Origin of the sequence: Priestia sp. FSL W8-0001, assembly GCF_038050335.1 — a bacterium.
Classification (GTDB): domain Bacteria; phylum Bacillota; class Bacilli; order Bacillales; family Bacillaceae_H; genus Priestia; species Priestia flexa.
The window spans coordinates 1-20,575 of record NZ_JBBPAL010000002.1 but is presented as its reverse complement, the minus strand read 5'-3'; the positions used below and the strand labels follow the sequence as shown (position 1 = coordinate 20,575).

The window sequence follows — 20,575 nt, the reverse complement described above, 5'->3', positions numbered from 1 at the left end:
TACCCATCAAGCTAACGCAATGGATTTTCCCCAAAACGAAAAAAACGTTATTCTTTTTAGTAAACTACTCGAAAAGGATGGCGTTTTTTTATGGATGTTCAGTTTTCCGAAGAATTACACCTATTTGCACAAGAATTACAACGCTCTTTGTCTCCCATTGCCTTACAAGAAATCGCTAAGAAAGTGGGATTTGTGAAACGATCGAGTAAGTATCAAGCAAATGAACTGATGGCTCTTTGCGTGTGGCTTAGCCAGGAAGTCGCTCGCACATCGCTTGCACAACTGTGTAGTCGACTAGAAGCTTCAACAGGTGTCCTGATGAGTCAGGAAGGATTGAATCAACGGTTTAATCCAGCAGCCGTCCAGTTTCTTCGTGAGGTGTTTGCTTTACTTCTCACACAGAAACTTTGTGCAACACAATCGCTATCGTCAACGCTCTTCTTGATTTTTAACCGTATTCGGATTTTAGATGCCACAGTGTTTCAGCTACCCGATGCCTTCGTAAGTGATTATCAAGGGTCTGGAGGAAGCAGTAATACGGCAGGTGTAAAGATTCAGCTTGAATATGACTTATTGAGTGGGCAATTTTTACACGTACAGCTAGGACCGGGAAAAGATAATGATAAAACGTATGGCACAACTTGTCTTGAAAGTGTGAAAGCAGGCGATTTCTGTTTACGTGATTTAGGTTATTTTGATTTACGAGATTTACAAACGATTCATGAATTAGGCGCCTTTTATCTCTCTCGATTAAAGCTAAATACCCGTATTTATGTAAAAAACCCTGAACCAGAATACTTCAAAAACGGCACACTGAAAAAGCAGAGCGAATATATTCAGCTTAATATGGCACACATCTTGAACGAACTGGAACCGGGTGAGACCATTGAACTTTCAGAAGCTTATGTTGGTCAAATTCAAAAATTACCGACACGTGTCATCATTCACCGACTAACGAACGAACAAACTAAAACCCGTTTAAACAACCAAGCTGTACGTGAGAAAAAGAAAGGCATTGTCATGAAGGATAAAAGTAAACAGCTGATGGGAATGAACGTTTATATTACGAACACACCACCAAAAGAAGTACCGACAAACGATGTGCATTCATTGTATTCGTTACGTTGGCAGATTGAAATTTTATTTAAAACATGGAAGTCCTTCTTCGAAATAGATGAATGTAAAACCATCAAAAAGGAACGGCTAGAGTGCCATTTATATGGGCAACTCATCGGGATTCTTCTCTGTTCTTCCACCATGTTTCAAATGCGGCAGATCCTGTTGAAAAAGAGAAAACAAGAGCTGAGTGAATACAAATCAATTTATATGATTAAGGACTATTTTCCGTTACTATTTCCAGCAATGGCAGGTGATCTGACTGAACTCGTAACGATTCTCCAACGACTGTATCACCTGTTGAAAAAGAATGGGCGTAAGTGTCATCGGTATCAGAAAAAAACCGTTTTTGACATTCTTGGTATTGTGTATGAGACAGCAGTAAAACAACAACAAGTTGCCTAACGAAAAAATGATAGTTTCATAGGCTTCTTTGTCATGCCGATTTTTCTGATACTCACCGATGTTAGGACAAGGATCATTACATTTTTAATCGTTTCTGTCGTTAGCTTGATGGGTATGTGGTAGGACCCCTTAAGCGAAAAGTGGTTCATCCCTTTCAGGCAGTCGCAAGAGCACGATATTTTTCAAAGGCAGTTAATAGAAATCACGCAAAAATGAAGCAAATTTTTCTCTTATTTTGTTCTAATTTCATGTTAAATATTCATAACTTATGATAAAATGTTATTAACGAATAACAAAAAATGTTATCGTTGAATAAAATATAATACGACTGAGAACACTAGTCTTAATAACGGATGTGGTTTTATTGGCAGCATTCAACGGAGCTACACAGGCCCAAGTTGAAGACATTTTAAAAAAGATTGTCGATTGTATTCATCGTGGAAATGACCATTTTATCCTTTTAGCACAAAGAGATAAGAATGCAACTACTTTGTTGGAATTAGGATTTAGAGCCGCAGATGTAAGGCGAATTGTTGAAGAAGAACTAACTTATGAAGATTATTACAGAGGGCCAAATCCAAACGGGAGCAGTAATGTTCCTCCACGATTGCAAAATAGCGATATGTGGGAATTTGGAAAGGTCGTTACTGGTAATGAAACGATGGAAGTTTATATTAAGTTCAGTTTTATTGAAGACAATGATGGCCCTTTTACCTGTTGTGTTTCTTTTCATAAACCAGATCCCGGTCGTACAATCACATACCCCTTCAAGTTATCTTGAGAGGGGTATGAAAAACAGGAGGAAAAAGATATGACGTTACAACTAAAATTCTGTGTTCATTGTTTAGAACGAACTCCGGTTGAACATAAATTTGTTACAGATAAAGTTGAATTGCATGGCGAAATCATCACATATGAAGCTGAACGTTATGAGTGTACAAGATGTGGACAGTACACAGATAATGACGAATTAACAGATCGAAATTATAGTACGATTTATCGTAAATATCAGGAAAAGAAAGATATGTTAAAAGCAGAAGATTTTCGTTATGTACGGACTGAGCTTTATCAGGTTAGTACGCGCGTAATGGCTAAATTAATTGGATGGAGTCCTGCTACTATCTCTCGTTATGAAAATGGAAGTTTACAGACGAAAAAACATGATACTCATTTTAGAACATATTTAGATCCTCGCGCGATGAAACGAGCATTTGATAATTATCGTGATGAGCTTGAAGAAAAACCTAGAAAAGCACTTGAAGAAAGATTATCTTTTTTATTAGATACAGTAAAATCTAGTGAATTATTAAAGGGGTTAGATGACAGACTTACTTTGTTAAATATAGAAAATGTAGATGATGACTGGAGAATGACTTCTAAAGAATCAGTAGAGAAGTTTTTTATTATAAAAGGGCAAGAATTTAATGAAGAAGATGAAGACGATTTGAAAGTCTCTCCTTTAAAGCTTCAGAAATTAATGTATTTTGCTCAGGGGTGGAGTCATGCTTTTACTGGACATAATTTATTTGAAGATAATTTCCAAGCATGGATGCATGGTCCTGTCATTCCTGAAGTATATCATCGATATAGTACGTATGGCTCGAAAAGAATTGATGAAGATTTTGGTATATCGATTCATGATTTAGGTTTAACATCTAATCAGTTGAGTATATTACATTGGGTATGGGATAAATATAGTAAATTTGAAGCTAAATTTTTAGAAGACTTAACACATATGGAGTATCCTTGGAGAAAAACGCGCGCAGATTTGCCGGATGACGCTCGTTGTGATTGGATAATTGAGAAAGAAGATATTCATCATTTTTTTGATTCGATGTATCGAACATTAAAATTACTACAGAGAAATTAATCTAAATAGAATTGAATATAATAACCTTATATAATATTTTAAAAAACCCTCCCGATTAGTGGAGGTTTTCTCATTCAATATTCATCCTTAGATGTATAACAAATAAGATTTATTTTCTGCATATTTAATCTGCATACCTTTATAACAGTAAAGAGGCAGTCGTATTTCTGTTTATAACGATACTATTTCATAAAGGTTACAGCATATGAATAAAAGGTGTACTTTTTATTCATTGTTTTCCTTGATTTGCTCAATAGAATGCCTATTCTATCAACGATGTATAAAAAGCTGCATAAACCATAAATTTAAAAAGCAAACGAGCCCTTGATACACAAGGGCTCGTTTTTTTCATGTGTTCCGGAAAGAGGTATTATGTAAACTGATTTTGTATATGGTATTCATAGACTGAAGTCGTGTTATGATGTGTGTTTAACATGGTTGAGAAAACCGTAGTAAATAACCATCAGGATCTTGAACGATAAATTCTTTTTGAACAAAACCACTATAGTTATTTAGCATAAGCTCTCTAAAAAGTGTAATCTTGTGTCTCTTTAAGTTTTTTAAGATACTTTCTATATTTTCTACTTCAATTTGAAAATTGATTCCTCGTCCATACGGATATTCAAGTTCCGCAGTTTGCCAATGACCATTACATTCTTCAATCATTATTTGAGCGCCATTGAGTGAAATAAATGCGAATTTTTCTTCTACACGTTCATATACAAGCTGAAATTCAAGAATTTCTAAATAAAATTCTTTTGATTTGTTTATATCTTTTACTGATAGTTCTGGTATTAGTTTATTAAATTCCATATACTTTCCCCTTTATACATAATGCTGCTTTTATGTTAATGATACATCATATATAGATTAGATCCTGGTTTTTTAAAAATAAGGTACCTAGAATTGGTTTTATGTTAACTCAAAGTGAACATATATGTGCAGTTGTAGAAAACATCGTGTTCAAAAGAATGAACACGATGTTTTAATGATTTTTTCAATTTGTGTCTTTTAATCTCATAACTTTTCCGTCTGCACTTAGTTCTACTTCGTATCTAATTTTAGATATATCTTTCCATTCACCTCTTCCAAAGAATTGAGGATTTAATAAGAAAACGCCTGTTTCTTTTTTTATTAGAATATTCTTTTTGGTTAACTGATTAACTGCATTAGTTACTGATTGTTGTTTAATCCCTAAATTCTCAGCTACAATTCGTTTATATCCTGAGTTAATAATGATAAATTGGCCTTTATTTGCATAAGTTACGCCCTTTATAAGCTCGTATAATACTTTGCTTATCCATCCTTGTATTTCTGCTAACACAACAATATTGTCGAGATATACTTTTATGTAGTCTGGTTCTTTTCCGTAGTTAAAAGAAACACTTGTCGTTTCTTCCGTTATTTCTCCGTTCATATCAACGACTTTTGTTGTTTCCACTTTTGATATTTTAGCCACATTGTCCACCTCTATCATTTTTTACCATTTATTATATTTTTATCTTAACTCATATTTAAGTTAATATCAACACTATAATAGAGTTGATATTAACTCTATTATAGTGTTATTTTTAACCCTTGTTTTTTTGTTAAAAATAACTCTTTATAAAAGTTATTTTTAACTCATATATAAGTTAAAAATAACCCTCATAGCAGTTAAAATTAACTTGTATATGAGTTAATTTTGACTTCCCAAAAAGTCTTACAAACCCTTATATATCAAGGTTTATATCAATATATAAAAATCTTTTTTCTTCTTTTATTTTTATTATGTACTTTGTTTTACAAATTAAAAAAGCCTTAAAACAATTAGTTTTAAGGCTTTTTTGCTTCTTATAATGTGGATTATGTAAATAAAACTTAGACTAAAGTATGAACCTCATTCATCATTAGGTATGATTTAAAAATTCCCATTTTTGTTATTATTTAATTAATATATAACAAATGGGGGATGGATATGAAGCTTAATCTTGAAGGAATTTCAGAATTGGTTTTACAAGTGAAATCAATGGATAGAGCAATAGATTTTTGGTCTAATAAATTGGGTTTTCCAATTGTGGAACAGTGGGGATATGAAAATGGCCATTTTAGCGAAAGTAATAAAGAAGACATTCGAGCAACCTGGTTATATATAGGGGGACATACTAGGCTAGGTCTCTGGCTTCCTAGAAATTTTTCACCATTAGACAAAATAGAAAAAGAAAAAACGATTTCCAACTGGAAGGGACTTTATGATCAAGGTGGCGTTCATATACATTTTGCTTTACATATAAAAGCAGAGAACTTTGATTCTGCTATTAAAGTATTGAACAATGCTAGTATTGACCATAAGGTTATAGAAGAGGTTAATATCAATATGCAAAAGGAAAAAAGGTTGTATTTTAAGGATACTGAAGATAATGTTGTGGAATTTTACACGTTAGATATGAGAGAAGATTATAAGAAACGAATCAAACTTTGATTTGCTCCTTTTTATAAATGGTTGCCGATAACGTGTTTTATGTTAACTGCATTTAAATAAATAACTGTAAAAAGACCTTTTCTGTTTTGGAAAAGGTCTTTTTCATGAACGTTGAACAAGATTACTCGAAATCCAATCGGCAATATGCTGTAATGGAGGTTTGTTTGTCACAACAAAAGAAGTCATGTCTTCAGCTTCTTTTTCTCGAACATTTAAAATCCAACCATTCGTCCTTAAAAATAGGAATAAACAAGCGAATGCTGTTCGTTTATTTGCATTATGAAAAGAATGATTTTGTGCTAAGCTTTCAAACAATGCTGCAGCTTTCAATTCCAAACTAGGATAAGCATCAGATCCAAAAGCAGAACTTTGTGGACGCATAATCGCACTATCCAATAATTTTTCATCTTTTACACCAATATGTTCTTTTTATTCTATTTTTTGTTATTTTTCTTTCCGAATATATACAAAATTAGACCTAAGAAAAATAATGTGATTGCTATATAAAGAGATCCCATTTTTAAAACCACAAGTAAAATAGAAAATGCCATCATTAAAAGTGCTAAAAATCTAAACATATCGGTCATTCCTTTAGTTTATTTTTTTTTCTTCAGTATATTTGTTAGATCCATTAAAGATAATTTTAATAGTATTTCCTTTAATATTGATTTTTTGATTACCTTTTTCTTCACTTACTAAAGGTATATTTTTTTCCCGTTGCTAAAATATAAGTTTTGGGTTGTTAAACCACTACCTTTATCTAAACCTTTTTTTAATTCATATTCTATTTCATACTGGTTATCTTTTATTTGTTTAAGAGATATTATTTCTATAAATTCATCTAATTTAGTGTGTCGCTTGCTGCTGTTTTAGAATCACAGCCTGTTAATTGTACTACAGTAATTACAGATATTATTGCAATAATTAATCTATTAATTTTTTTCATAAAAAACGCTCCTTCTCTTTTTCAGCGTATAGTTCCATTAATTTTTGAAATTTCATCTTTATCTTCTCCTTCCAATTTTAAAACCTCCTTTTTAAAATGCAATGTTTTATTTCGTAAAATGATATGTATCATTGTAGAAGGTTGCATAAGCTATGAAACCTATTAGAATAGAAAAACCTTATATATAGCCTTGAAGGCTTACAGGGGTAGGCTTAAGCCTACCTTAGTTCTTTTAAAGGGGTACAGACACATACCCATCAAGCTAACGCAATGGATTTTCCCCAAAACGAAAAAAACGTTATTCTTTTTAGTAAACTACTCGAAAAGGATGGCGTTTTTTTATGGATGTTCAGTTTTCCGAAGAATTACACCTATTTGCACAAGAATTACAACGCTCTTTGTCTCCCATTGCCTTACAAGAAATCGCTAAGAAAGTGGGATTTGTGAAACGATCGAGTAAGTATCAAGCAAATGAACTGATGGCTCTTTGCGTGTGGCTTAGCCAGGAAGTCGCTCGCACATCGCTTGCACAACTGTGTAGTCGACTAGAAGCTTCAACAGGTGTCCTGATGAGTCAGGAAGGATTGAATCAACGGTTTAATCCAGCAGCCGTCCAGTTTCTTCGTGAGGTGTTTGCTTTACTTCTCACACAGAAACTTTGTGCAACACAATCGCTATCGTCAACGCTCTTCTTGATTTTTAACCGTATTCGGATTTTAGATGCCACAGTGTTTCAGCTACCCGATGCCTTCGTAAGTGATTATCAAGGGTCTGGAGGAAGCAGTAATACGGCAGGTGTAAAGATTCAGCTTGAATATGACTTATTGAGTGGGCAATTTTTACACGTACAGCTAGGACCGGGAAAAGATAATGATAAAACGTATGGCACAACTTGTCTTGAAAGTGTGAAAGCAGGCGATTTCTGTTTACGTGATTTAGGTTATTTTGATTTACGAGATTTACAAACGATTCATGAATTAGGCGCCTTTTATCTCTCTCGATTAAAGCTAAATACCCGTATTTATGTAAAAAACCCTGAACCAGAATACTTCAAAAACGGCACACTGAAAAAGCAGAGCGAATATATTCAGCTTAATATGGCACACATCTTGAACGAACTGGAACCGGGTGAGACCATTGAACTTTCAGAAGCTTATGTTGGTCAAATTCAAAAATTACCGACACGTGTCATCATTCACCGACTAACGAACGAACAAACTAAAACCCGTTTAAACAACCAAGCTGTACGTGAGAAAAAGAAAGGCATTGTCATGAAGGATAAAAGTAAACAGCTGATGGGAATGAACGTTTATATTACGAACACACCACCAAAAGAAGTACCGACAAACGATGTGCATTCATTGTATTCGTTACGTTGGCAGATTGAAATTTTATTTAAAACATGGAAGTCCTTCTTCGAAATAGATGAATGTAAAACCATCAAAAAGGAACGGCTAGAGTGCCATTTATATGGGCAACTCATCGGGATTCTTCTCTGTTCTTCCACCATGTTTCAAATGCGGCAGATCCTGTTGAAAAAGAGAAAACAAGAGCTGAGTGAATACAAATCAATTTATATGATTAAGGACTATTTTCCGTTACTATTTCCAGCAATGGCAGGTGATCTGACTGAACTCGTAACGATTCTCCAACGACTGTATCACCTGTTGAAAAAGAATGGGCGTAAGTGTCATCGGTATCAGAAAAAAACCGTTTTTGACATTCTTGGTATTGTGTATGAGACAGCAGTAAAACAACAACAAGTTGCCTAACGAAAAAATGATAGTTTCATAGGCTTCTTTGTCATGCCGATTTTTCTGATACTCACCGATGTTAGGACAAGGATCATTACATTTTTAATCGTTTCTGTCGTTAGCTTGATGGGTATGTGGCGAGACCCCTATATAATATTCATTGATTTTCCTATCTTTATAGTTTGTAAATACCCATTTTTCACACAATAAATGCTATTCTCCATATCTTTATAGTAAGGAGAAAAGGAGAATCTAAAATGTGTATATGTAAAAACGGATATGAAGGGATATTAAACAAGTGCAGTAATAATCAAATGTTTATAGCTAAAAAGTGTGTTCCTTTTAGAAGCCCTTGTGATGGCTTAACTAGAACTACTATATACACTACATCAAATGTTGTTAATACTTCTCTAGCCAATGGAATAATTGCAATTGTTAATACAAGTATAGATTGTGTCATGAATGTATCTATTACAGATAGTTCAGGTGAAAATACTTATGTTGTTTCTGCTCAGAGTTCTTTAGTAGTTCAAGTATTTTCGCTTTCTTTAATCACTGTGGTATGTGGCCCAGATAATGATAATGGGGAAGACTTCTGCACAGGAACGTTCGAAGCAACGTTATCTTTTTAGAATAGGAGAAGACAGGTTTATGCCTATAATTAATCGTTTTTCAATTTTGGCATGTGGTGCTATGACTTTTACAGGTAATACTTTAGGTCTTAGTCAGTTATTAAATCAAAACAGAGCAGGAGTTCAAGGAAGCATTGGTGCATTCACTACACTTAACAATGCGCTTCAAGTCCCTACTTTTCCAGTTGGAACAACTCTTAATATTAATCAAAATAGTTCTGCAGCAAATTTGGTCATACCTAACAACAGTAATGTACTTTACGCTGAACTGATCTGGGGTGGTAATTACTTATCTCGTGATCAGAATATTATAGCTTTAATTAACAATCCAGTTACTTTCGTTGATTCGAATAATAATTCTTTTAGTATAAATCCAGACCCTCTGACACAAAATCAGGAAACATTTACTTCTGGAAATCCACCTGTTACAAGAGGGTTTTATAATCGTTCTGCTAATGTAACTGCTATTGTTCAAAATAGTGGTGCTGGAACATATTCTGTCGCAGGGGTTCCAGGACTTTTAGATCCATTACAGGCTTCTACAGCTGATACAAATCATGCAGGGTGGACTTTAGCAGTAATTTATGAAAACAGTCAATTGCCTAATAGATCAATGTACTTATATATTGGAACGAATGGTTTAGTAATCAGTCCTGCTAATCCTATCATTGATGTTCCTATTGTAGGTTTTATGACTCCACCTTCTGGTCCTGTTAACACAAGAATCTTAATAAGTGCTCAAGAAGGTGATGCTAATATTACAGGTGACCAGGCATTATTTGGTCCTACAGCACTTTCTTTAACAAATCTGTCTGGTCCAAGAAATCCATCTAATAATTTTTTTGGATCTCAAATTAATAACGATAGTGGAAATTTAGATACTACAGGTACTTTTGGAGACCGTAATCAGAACCCTATAACAGCCACTAATATATCTGCTGGACGTCAAGGGTGGGATATAACTAATGTAGACGCTACAAATTATCTAGGTAACAATGAAATGATTGCAACATTTAGATATACATCTACTGGTGATGCGTATATGCCAAATGCTTTAGGAGTTCAAATTGATCAAGGCGATGCTGTATTAGATGTTCAAAAAAGGGTTAATACTACAATGGCTGATATTTTAGATACGCTAACTTATACAATTACTATTACAAATGAAGGTGTAGTTCCAGCTAATAATGTTGTATTTACCGATTTAATACCTGAAGGTAGCGTTTTTATTAATGACAGTGTCGTTATAAACGGAGTGTCAACACCTGGAGTAAATCCTGAGACTGGTATTTCACTTCCTGATATCAATGTTGATGAAACTGTTACTATTGTGTTCGAAGTTCAAATTTTAAAATGTGTATGTTTTTTGAGGAATAAATCATTTATCACTTTTAGTTGTGGTAAAATCACGTTTAGTAATCAAGTATTAACAGTTATTTGTAAATCTTGTTCGGGATCAAATTGTATATATGATTGATGACTCATAAAAAAATGCTTATGGTTTTGACAACCATAAGCATTTTTTTATGAGTCTAATTGATATCTAACTACAATATCAAGTTCTCCCTTAGCAGGACCGGCAGGGTCTACAGGTCCTGCTATAGAAATAGCTCCTAAATTGTCAATAGTTCTCATTAAACATTGACCTGGAGCTAACGTTTCAGTTAATACCGTAGTACCTGAAGAATTGGTTGCTGTCACATCAAAAGGAAACGTACCTGAATTTTTCAAAATGAAAGAAGCTATAACTGTTTCATTAATTGCCTCATATATTGTTTCATCTGCTCCTGCAGCTATACTGAATTGGCAACATAATTGGTCTTTTACATAGTCATTTCCTCTAAAACAGTTACCTAAAATAGTTGAATTATAATCTGAATTGCAAGACATTTTAAATTCACCTCGTTTTTTCAAATGTTCACTTGAAATATTAGATGTTTTATTGACGATATTGGTGCTTAATTATTTTCATTTTTAATTTATTTTTACAATATGTATAAAAGATAAATAAGTAATTATATGAATTTAAATGAGGGATAAAGGTGGACAAATACTATATATCAAATAGAGAAGAATTAGCTATTTCTGCTGATAAAATATGTGATTGGGTTCAAAAACCTATAGAGTTAAAAATGAGAGAAAGTATTCTAGAAAAAGCATCCGTTCATGATGTGTTTTGTCAAGAATTTTCTATTGCAGAGTTTAAACCTTCCCTTTATAGTCTGTGGAAAACAATCAATATGGAAAGTATTTCTTGTACACTTAGTCTAACTATTACTGAATGTAGTACCAATAAATTATTATTAAGTGTCAATAAAGGCGAAAAAGATGAAAAACAATTTCCCATTTATAAAGGTACTTTTAATTTTACTTTTAGTAATATTAGTAGCATCTCTATTATTAATGATACAGAAACAGCATATAAAGGAAGGTTTTCTATTCAAATACATTACGAAATTCCAACTACAGAAATTGATTTTTCATGTCAACCAATATGCTATTTAGATGAAAGTCAGGTAAAATGCAAAGAAATTTCAGATAAAACAAAATTCAAGAATAAAGTAATTTTAATACATGAAAAGTGGGTGACATTAAGAAAAATTAATATTTTAATAGAAGGAGTATTTCTTGTAGAATTTAAGAAAAAAAATGGTGGGGTTTTCTTATGTGAAATCCCCTTTAAAGATATTATTTCTGTTTATATGTGTGTAACAGAAAAATCAAAAATTGAATGTAAACTAACTATAAGTGACTCTACATGCTATTTAGCGAAAGAAAATATTAAAAATTGCTATACACTTTTGATTAATAACTTTCTATGTTTAAATATTATGGCAATAGAAAGTGTTGTTTTATGTATTGAAGGCTTTGAAGATATTAATCCTAGAGATGAAGAGATTAAAAGCATAGAGTAAATCGAACTATAAAAACCTTTTTAATAGGTAATTGACCATCTCTTTTAAGTTCATTTGAAAAAGATGGTCAATGTTATATTAGAGAATAACAACTTTAAGTTGATCAAATTGCCTTAAGGCAATTAGTTGTCTTTTTAACGAGAAAAGTCATGACCTTGATCTTTGGGTTTATTTATGGAGCTACTTCTAAATCTTCTAAGCTGTTGCTGCTGCTTTTGTTGTGCTTGCTCTTTGCTACGAGTAGCTTGCTGAATGGCATCAAGAATGCCTGAGATCGTTCCTATGACTTGTTCCTTGGTGTTTATTTGCTTTTCTATATTGGGGATTACATTTTTCTCAAGCTCTCTAATTTCGCCTTGTCGCTTCTCTAAATCATCCGGTCCTTTATATCCTTTTTCTTTAAGGTTCTCTCGGTAATGATCGGCTTCATGCTGTAATTCTTCGTAATGTTGTCGTGCTTTTTTCGAAACCAATCGTTTAGCTGTCTCACCAGGACTACTACTTAGTTGATCAAGTTCTTTTTCCGTTTTTTCAAGGTTCGTAACTTGATTCTTCATGGTACTTAAATAATCTCTTTCTGTTTCAAAGATTTTTACATTTTTCTTTAGTTTGTACAACTCATCTTTTTGATTTCCAATCGCTTTTTTAATGACTTCTAATGTGACTGGCGTCTTTTTGGCCATATCTATATGTTTCTCTAGTTTTAAGGCATTGTCATAGCTCAAGTATGTTCCAGCTGTTTTTAAATCGGGATAATGTGAGCTTACTTCACGAATTTTAGCCATTTTAACGGCTTCTTCTGCTTGTAACAACATTTTTGTTTCGACTCGAATCTGTTGTTTCTCATAGTTGATTTGATGAAGGCGATTTTCTTTTTGTTGAGAAAACTCTTGATAGCGTTGGTAGAATTCTTCTTCATTTGAAAAACGAAGGGATTCTTTATATTCTTTGATGCTGCTTTCATAGTTTGCTTTAATGCCTTCTAAATCAGAGATTTTATCAAGGTAACGACGTTTCATCATATTATTTTCTTTTAGTTTAAACGGATTGAGTGATCCCTTGAGTTCATCTACTTTCTCTTCATTCTGCTTAATATCATGCTCCAAAGCCTTCACACGGTCATAAGAATTACTGACGTTAAAAAACTGTTGTTGTTGAACATGGAAATGTCGTTCAATTGGGTCATGACGATTGCTCATTTTGCGTAGTTCTTCATGGCGTTTGTAGATACTTTCTAAGGAAACGACTTCTTGGTTTAAAAGAGATGCAGCCTTTTGAATCTGCGTTTTCTCAACATCTGTAGAGAAGCTAAATTGCTTCTCTTTTTCTTTCATTTTTTGTAGATGAGTCTCTTTTTGGCGGCGGTAATCCTGTAGGTTTATAACGACTTGGTTATACTCTTGGCGCTCTCGGTTTATTTGGCCGCGCTGGCTTTGTTTCCCTTTCTTCTCCATGTCATGAGCTACATGCCCTAAGTGAATAGTTGGAAGAACTTCAAGTCCACGCTTTTCATGAGAAAGGTGCGTAATACGCTCTTTACTTTGGGCTTGTTCTAATGCTTGATTGGCATAGTTCGCCCATTCCTCACGAATAGATAAGCAGCCTTCGCTGTTTTTAACGTACCCACGATGGTTTTCTTTAGCGTTCGCAAAATCAGCGTTCCAGTCACGATTCTTCTTCCCAAAGCCATCCTGATCAAGATTTCTCATCGTTAACATGATGTGAGCATGAGGATTATTAGCATCGTCGCGATGAATAGCAATATCGGCGACCATTCCTTTTTGAACAAACTCGTTTTGAGCAAAGGATTGAATGAGTTCTTTTTGTTGGTCATGATTTAATTCAATTGGCAAAGCAATGTTTAATTCACGTGCTAATTGTGAGTCTTTGCGCTTCTCAACTTTTTCAACTTCATTCCATAAACGGTTTCGATCTTTCATCCATTCTGGCGCATTAGAAGGAGTCAGAATCATGGTTTCCGGTTGTATATCACGAGCATAAAATTTTTGCTCGTCTGTACGTTCATCATGTAGTTTTTCACCACTACGATAAGCAGCTGCAGCAACAGCCGATTGGCCTTTTGAACGGGTGATGATTTGCATCGATAGATGATAAATTGCCATGATTCTTTCCTCCTTTCTTGAGAATGGGTTTGTGTTTTTGGAATAAGTTGATGAGAGCACAAGGTGCGCTAATCAATGCTTTAGATGAAATCAGCATCATGAACACCAAAGGTGTCAGATGGTGGTTTCATCTTTGCCGATAGGCAAACAGGTTTTATGAAATTCGCCATCTAGGCGAATGGGTCTTTGGTTTTGTCTTTTTGTTCCGAAGGAACCGCACACATCGGTACGATGTATAAGTGCGCCCTTATCTCTTCGATCTAAGGGAATTATACCATATCCTGGTGAGAGAATCTATGCTAAGGATACCAATTTATCTCAATTTTTGATATAATCGATACAAACATTAGGGAACAGAAAAAGGAGATGATAATGGATGCCGAAGAAGCGAACAGATGAGGAAATTCTTCAGGAGTTAGAAGAGAAAATTGAGAAGATGAAAGCAAAGAAACAACAAGTTGAATCGCGTAAAAAAGAAAAAGAGAGAAAAGAAAGAACAAGACGACTAATTCAAGTCGGCGCGATCTTTGAGAAATACTTTGAGATTCAAAGTGAAGAAGAAGCAGAAAAGATTGCAAAGTCTCTCCAATCATACGTAACTAAGCATAAAGAGAAAAGACTAACTCTTAATCATGAAAAGTTAGAACAAAACACAGCTGAAGAAGAAGTTTCAACAACTAAAGAATAACAAAGGGAACATGAAAAAGTGACGCTTTTATTATTAGGTATTGCTTAAGAAACGCTCTCTCACGTAATTAACTTTTGTTTTGCTTATAACAGGTTCACTAATTGCAAAATAACGTAACTTTATTTTACTTATTTCTTGCTTTTAATTCCGTATCTTATTAATTGAAAGGGGTATTTAAGTTGGGAAATTACTTAAATATTTTATATAAAGGCGATTTTGTGAAACTACCCGTAGAAGAAATTTTTGATGAGCATAAATATCAACACTTAAGAGCAGCCACTTTTGTTTCATCACCTCGTTTTGTTTTTGATACTTTTTCTAATTTTGAAACGATCGATTTAATATTAGGTATTGAAGATACTGTCTTTTTAAAATCATTTCAGTTAGGCCTTGAGAAAAGTCTTAATCCGGAAAGAATTACAGAGACTTGGGAAAGTTTTGATAATGAAACAAAGAACAAGATCGTTGACAATAAATATAATATTTTTTATCCACTAAAAAACAAGCCTATACACAGTAAAATCTACTTATTAGAAGGGCAAGATGAATACAGAGTGGTTATAGGTTCGGCAAATTTAACTAATAAGGCTTTTACAGGTAATCAATTCGAAGAACTGCTCGTCTTTGATGAACCAGAAATGTATCAGCTATATTTACAACGCTTTAACTTTCTAAAAGAGTCGTCTGTAGATTATATCTACGAAAAATTAAAGCAGCAATGGAAAGAGCAAAATGTTGAGAAAGAAAAGGTTATCTATTTCACTGGGGATAAAAATGAATTTCTATTTGAATTGCAAAAAGAAGGCATAGAAGAATTGAAAGTCATTGAAAAAGTCATCACAGAAGACGAGAGAAAAGATTTAATTACTGCAATGGATCAGGAAAAAGAGCAGAATGAAAAAGAGAAAGAAATAAGTTTGATTCTCAATGAAGTTACACGAAAAAAACCAAAAGCTAACGCACGAATTTTTAAAACAGATGTTGAAATTGATAAGATAAAAAATAAAATTTTATCATTACAGCATACAACAAATAGAAACTCTCATGATAATGATCCAAGAATACCCTTGTATTATGATGAATTCAACAAAAGAATTGTTCAACAAGAAACCGTCGATGAACGTAAAATAGGTAAACCTGTAAGTAGTAACGAAATAGATAAAGGTGCTCTCATATCTAATATAAGAGGAATACATAAATTCATTGAGGGATATGAAACTTTTACGGTCAATACAGATTTACTTAACCAAAAAAGGGTATACGAAGCAATCTTATATTCACTAACAGCCCCTTATTTATTCAAAATAAGGAATGAATATGTTCTTCAAAAAGGAAGAGAAAGCGAAAGAAGTGCGGTCTCTCCATTCCTGATGATAGGAGGGAGGGCGCGAAGTGGTAAATCAGTAGCTTTAGAATTCTGTAATTATTTGTTGTTTAATAAAAGAACGATTATTGACTACGCTGAAATTGATAAATATTTATATGATTATCTACAATCAAATAATGTTTCGCCAATATTTGTGGATGAAATACCCAAAAGTTTTTTTCAAAGCAAGTCTGAAAAAAAGGGGGAGCGCCTTTTTAAGACCTATACAAACTCCCGAAAAGGGGCACACTCAGCTTTTATAGGAACAACAAACGCTTCTGGCTATGCAGTTAATCAACAATCTAGTCGTCGAATTTATTATCTAGAGATTTCTAATCCTTTTCTAGAGGAGAAACGAGGGCAAAGTGCGGATTTATTAGATCAGGTTTATAAAATGTGCAATAACTCTCTTTTTAAACATTTTATGTACAAGTTGGAGACACAAGAAATTTCAATTGATGCAAATGATATTCTTCTTATGTCCAGGAATATCATGACTGAAATATATGATGAACTAAATATAGAAAAGCCATCGTTTTTCCCTAATGAAATGTTTGATGATTATAGAAATAAAGGGAAAACAACTTGGCGAACTTACTTCAAAAACAAAAATGAATTTTTCAGGTTGAGTCATGAGGAAAATCGAATATATGTTGATGAGGCATTATTTATGCAAAATAAGGGAAGTAGGGAGATTTCAATTGAATATCTTCCTTCGGAGGTTTTAATTGAAGAATCGACGGTTCTAATCTTAAACAAAACAAATTTTATGCTATTTATTGAAGAGGAAAACTACACTAAAGCGAAGAGGAGTGGTTTTTTCAATAAATTATTTAAAGGACAAAAAACTGCATTAAGGCGGTAGAAAAATATGGGATAAATTCGGATAATATGGGATAAATTCGGATAATATGGTTATATCACGATTTATCCCATATTATCCGAATTTATAATCTGATTAAAGCAAGTTGTAGAGGAATTATTCAGGGGTCTCGCACTTTTCTAATTAGGAAAGTGCGAGACCCCTGAATAATTCCCCCTGTCATGCCAGAAACCTGTGTACTGTTCAAAGGTACTATATTAGCTTCCAACAGCCTTCTAACACGTACTTTATCATTGGATATATAAAACTATTAAACAGCCTAAAAAACCTCTCACAATCGAATTTAACAAGCAAAATTCCTCTATATTAAGTCAAACCCAAGTTTAACTCTATAAGTGAACTTAAGTTTGACTTAGATAAACAAAAAAGCATCCTCTAAAGGCTGCTAGAATGGTAAAGCGTTATATACAGTCTGTGCCATACCAATAAGTGACTTTTCTCGTAACAGCCGCAAATTTAGTTTCAGCTTCACCTTTATTACTACTTTTCATAATCTCCATTATTTCAATCATAATACCAAAGATTTCTTCCTGTTTTCCACCGTTCTTTTGAAGTAAGAGCACCATTTCTGTAAGAATAGCAAAGTTTTTCTCAATGCCTTGTAACGACTTAACAACTGATTACCTATAAAGTTCTAGTCCCTTTTCTCCTTAGGCCCTTTCTCCACCATCCTCTCACCTATTTCGCTCAACATTGAAATCTCAATGTCATGATAGGGTTGTTCAGGTTCAAGCATAAGGGATATACGAATAGACTCCATACTTTGAACAAGTTTCTCGGCAATTTTACTAAGATCAAAGTCTGCTAAAACAAAATTCTTTGAATCCTTGTAAGAAAACTAAACTAGGTTAGTTTTCTTTTCTAGCGCACTCCACTTCGTTCCGTTTACTTCACATATTCCGGTTAGTGCATGTCTTACGCTATCGCTTCAGCCCTACCCTAATCCTCATATGTCTAACTCCCCAACCAATTAAATAAGCAGCTTCCAACTATATTAATTTTTATCTCCAAATTTTCAGTTTAAGCTGGCTATTGTTTTAAGGTTTTGATAACTTCGGTTGATTCTATGGACAACGGCTTTTGGACAGTTTTCGGCTACCTACAAACGCTTAAGAAAAAAATAAGCGTTTGTAGGTAGCCGATCTGATTATGTATTATGTACTTCGTATATCATCTTATGGTATCCGTATCCCGTATCAGCCCTATTATCGTTTCGGTTTTTCACCTCAAATGTTTCTACTGTTTCAAGTAGCCCTCACAGGTTCCGGTTTTACCCGTACTTATGAAACATCCTACGACACATATCTGCGTCCTACCCTTCCTAACGACAGCACTTAATGGTAGCTTTCACCATTCAGACACTAACGTAATAGGGAACGTTTTAAAGTGTCCTAGACTTAGTTATTGCGTCGGCTAAGTCATAACCTGTCAAGTTTAGTTTTACAACGTGTTACTAGGCCTTCCACGTTGAGGAAAAAAACAAAAAAGCATATTCTTTCAACCTGGTAAATACAAGGTTAAGAGAATATGCTTCAAAAATCGTGAAATTATGCCAAAACAAGACTATTGCATTCAAATAGAATTCACGTTAAAATGAACATATCAAATAACCTGTAGGAGAGATACAGGAGAAAGAGTCATTTCCGTTTAAGGGGTAGGATCCTTAAACATTATGGAAATGGCTTTTTCATTTGTCCGCACTATTAAGTTAGTATTTATTGTAACTCTTAAAATACGTTTATTCAATACTCGTTTGAAAATAATGATTGATCGAGACATCAAAAAAGGCGAACTAATTGAGAAAACGAAAATTTCTTGGTCCACTAATGAGAACTATTTTGTTTCTTCTGTAGGAAAGTACCTTTTTCCTTCTAACCTACTTAGAACAAAACCCCAACAATAAAATTAGTTAATTCAAAAACAAACGATAAGGGTTAGAATAAACTTTAAAGAACGGGATAAAGAACGCGTTCCACTAAGGAGGTAATATCTTGGATCATACTGAGATGGCTTATACCACAAAAGAAGTTAGTAAGACTTTAAATGTCGTAGATTCCACTATAAGAAAGTGGTGCCTTTCACTCGAAAAGAACGGGTATACCTTTACTAAAAACGAACACAATCAGCGTCTATTTCTTGAAAGAGATTTAGTAGTCTTAAGGCACTATCAAACTATGGTAAAAGAAAATAATTTCTCAATGGATAACGCTGGAATGGTAATAGCAGCAAAGTTTTCAAGGCCGTTCCCGGACGGGACGGGTGGCGTTCCTGCAATACAGAACGAAGATGAAGAACGACCTCGAGAACGTTCTGATAGCCGTTCCTCAGAGCGTTCCGACGAAAGAATTAACAAACTCATTGAATATGCTGAGAAACAAGAACAATTTAATAAAGAGTTAGTAGAACGGTTAGATGTTCAACAAAAGCATATAGAAAAGCAACAACACTACATAGAAGAACGGCTCAAAGAACGTGATGAAAAATTAATGGATTCTCTTAGAACATTTCAGGAGACCAAACAAGAAATGCTACAAATTGCTGCAGCTAAAGAAGAAAAGAAAGGTTTTTTTTCTCGCTTATTTGGAAAGTAAATTGCCTATTCATAAAGAGTAGGTTTTTTTATTTAACATAAAAAAGCTACAAGTGTTGATTTAAAATAAAGTCCGATAATTTATAAAAAAGATTGATAATTTAAAACAAAGTTTGATAAAAACGACACAATATTTTGGGATAAACCCTTGATTTATAAGGGTTTATCTACTGTTTTTGATCAAACTTTTTTATAAAATCATGTATTTTCATGAGATGAAAAAGCTTATTTTAATCAATCTTTTTTTAAAACGTATTATTAATGTAGCGATAAATCAACGATTGACGAGTATTTTTAATCAGAATTTTTTATAAAGCTACAACAAGTAGAATTCCTGGGAAACACAGCAAATAAATATTCCCACTCCAATCTCTTTTTTCTTTATCTGAAATGAGGTAACTATTGTATGAGTTTTTTATTCGCTCTACTTTAAATTTTCTCACTTGTTCTTTTTCATCGTAAATCGAGTCTGATTCCTCCATTGTTTGATAATTGTACGGAAGGAAGCGCCCCTGTTCGTCTCTTAATAGGTTGCTGGCGTTTATTTTTGTGTGTCGTTTGACTTTGGGAAGTATACTGCTGTTTTAATTGAATGTTTGTTCCTGGTACTGATTTGCTATTTGCTGGTGCTCCAAATATTTCAATAGCATCTGTAGACGTTCTATTTCGCTCAATGTCATCATAGTTACTTTCTTCTCTCTCTTTTACATTTACATCCTGCTCCAGCCATATATCGTGGTCAGAACGTCTCCATAATAGAAGAGGAGTGACGTCACTCTTTCTACTGAAAAAAAGTGTTTCAATTTATTAAGGGGGTCCTACCACA

At 33.7% G+C, this 20,575-nt stretch carries 16 protein-coding genes; 11 read left to right on the top strand and 5 right to left on the bottom strand.

Translation table 11 applies throughout. From position 1 onward, the window contains the following. Positions 1-90: 90 nt before the first annotated feature. From MKZ18_RS21025 to MKZ18_RS21015, 3 genes are all read left to right on the top strand, one after another. Positions 91-1,521, top strand: coding sequence for an IS4 family transposase (locus MKZ18_RS21025; RefSeq protein WP_047933940.1), 1,431 nt, complete (start codon positions 91-93; stop codon positions 1,519-1,521). Positions 1,522-1,876: 355 nt separating this feature from the next. After that, entirely contained in the window at positions 1,877-2,302 is a 426-nt protein-coding gene (locus MKZ18_RS21020) for a hypothetical protein (protein WP_251385879.1), read from the top strand. Positions 2,303-2,332: 30 nt separating this feature from the next. Continuing rightward, complete coding sequence (locus MKZ18_RS21015) at positions 2,333-3,391, top strand: type II toxin-antitoxin system antitoxin SocA domain-containing protein (RefSeq protein ID WP_100348234.1); 1,059 nt, start codon at positions 2,333-2,335, stop codon at positions 3,389-3,391. A gap of 429 nt (positions 3,392-3,820) precedes the next feature. Here MKZ18_RS21015 and MKZ18_RS21010 read toward each other — a convergent pair whose 3' ends face one another. Both MKZ18_RS21010 and MKZ18_RS21005 read right to left on the bottom strand, forming a co-directional pair. Continuing rightward, the gene (locus MKZ18_RS21010) at positions 3,821-4,204 is read right to left on the bottom strand and encodes a bleomycin resistance protein (RefSeq protein WP_138116236.1); all 384 of its coding nucleotides are present in this window, start codon (positions 4,202-4,204) and stop codon (positions 3,821-3,823) included. A 184-nt stretch (positions 4,205-4,388) separates the two neighbouring features. Continuing rightward, positions 4,389-4,850 carry a replication/maintenance protein RepL gene (locus tag MKZ18_RS21005; RefSeq protein ID WP_061860493.1) on the bottom strand — a complete coding sequence of 154 codons (462 nt, stop codon included), beginning with the start codon at positions 4,848-4,850 and terminating at the stop codon, positions 4,389-4,391. 498 nt (positions 4,851-5,348) lie between these two features. On the opposite strand from MKZ18_RS21005, the gene MKZ18_RS21000 reads away from it, so the two are divergent. After that, positions 5,349-5,852, top strand: coding sequence for a VOC family protein (locus MKZ18_RS21000; protein ID WP_206833824.1), 504 nt, complete (start codon positions 5,349-5,351; stop codon positions 5,850-5,852). A 102-nt stretch (positions 5,853-5,954) separates the two neighbouring features. Here the strand turns inward: MKZ18_RS21000 and MKZ18_RS20995 are convergent, their stop codons facing one another. Beyond that, complete coding sequence (locus MKZ18_RS20995) at positions 5,955-6,248, bottom strand: type II toxin-antitoxin system death-on-curing family toxin (protein ID WP_272162935.1); 294 nt, start codon at positions 6,246-6,248, stop codon at positions 5,955-5,957. 891 nt (positions 6,249-7,139) lie between these two features. Here MKZ18_RS20995 and MKZ18_RS20990 point away from each other — a divergent pair. The 3 genes from MKZ18_RS20990 (at position 7,140) to MKZ18_RS20980 (ending at position 10,661) form a co-directional block, all read left to right on the top strand. Then, entirely contained in the window at positions 7,140-8,570 is a 1,431-nt protein-coding gene (locus MKZ18_RS20990) for an IS4 family transposase (RefSeq protein WP_047933940.1), read from the top strand. Between the two features lie 239 nt (positions 8,571-8,809). Next, positions 8,810-9,184, top strand: a complete 375-nt coding sequence (locus MKZ18_RS20985; protein WP_025908111.1) for an S-Ena type endospore appendage — start codon at positions 8,810-8,812, stop codon at positions 9,182-9,184. A gap of 19 nt (positions 9,185-9,203) precedes the next feature. Further along, on the top strand, positions 9,204-10,661 hold the full coding sequence (locus MKZ18_RS20980; protein ID WP_272162936.1) for a DUF11 domain-containing protein: 1,458 nt from the start codon (positions 9,204-9,206) through the stop codon (positions 10,659-10,661). A gap of 47 nt (positions 10,662-10,708) precedes the next feature. Here MKZ18_RS20980 and MKZ18_RS20975 read toward each other — a convergent pair whose 3' ends face one another. Next, a complete protein-coding gene (locus MKZ18_RS20975) occupies positions 10,709-11,074 on the bottom strand; it encodes an S-Ena type endospore appendage (protein WP_025908109.1) in 366 nt (121 codons plus the stop codon). 152 nt (positions 11,075-11,226) lie between these two features. On the opposite strand from MKZ18_RS20975, the gene MKZ18_RS20970 reads away from it, so the two are divergent. Beyond that, on the top strand, positions 11,227-12,099 hold the full coding sequence (locus MKZ18_RS20970) for an S-Ena type endospore appendage (protein WP_025908108.1): 873 nt from the start codon (positions 11,227-11,229) through the stop codon (positions 12,097-12,099). Positions 12,100-12,233: 134 nt separating this feature from the next. On the opposite strand, the gene mobQ is transcribed toward MKZ18_RS20970, so the two are convergent. Next, the gene (gene mobQ / locus MKZ18_RS20965) at positions 12,234-14,222 is read right to left on the bottom strand and encodes a MobQ family relaxase (RefSeq protein WP_340843005.1); all 1,989 of its coding nucleotides are present in this window, start codon (positions 14,220-14,222) and stop codon (positions 12,234-12,236) included. Between the two features lie 376 nt (positions 14,223-14,598). Here mobQ and MKZ18_RS20960 point away from each other — a divergent pair, with 376 nt between their 5' ends. The 3 genes from MKZ18_RS20960 (at position 14,599) to MKZ18_RS20950 (ending at position 19,750) form a co-directional block, all read left to right on the top strand. Next, entirely contained in the window at positions 14,599-14,910 is a 312-nt protein-coding gene (locus tag MKZ18_RS20960; RefSeq protein WP_251385845.1) for a hypothetical protein, read from the top strand. 179 nt (positions 14,911-15,089) lie between these two features. Further along, the gene (locus MKZ18_RS20955; protein ID WP_340843006.1) at positions 15,090-17,141 is read left to right on the top strand and encodes a phospholipase D family protein; all 2,052 of its coding nucleotides are present in this window, start codon (positions 15,090-15,092) and stop codon (positions 17,139-17,141) included. A 2,009-nt stretch (positions 17,142-19,150) separates the two neighbouring features. Then, positions 19,151-19,750, top strand: a complete 600-nt coding sequence (locus tag MKZ18_RS20950) for a DUF3967 domain-containing protein (RefSeq protein ID WP_065899192.1) — start codon at positions 19,151-19,153, stop codon at positions 19,748-19,750. The last annotated feature ends 825 nt before the right edge of the window (positions 19,751-20,575 follow it).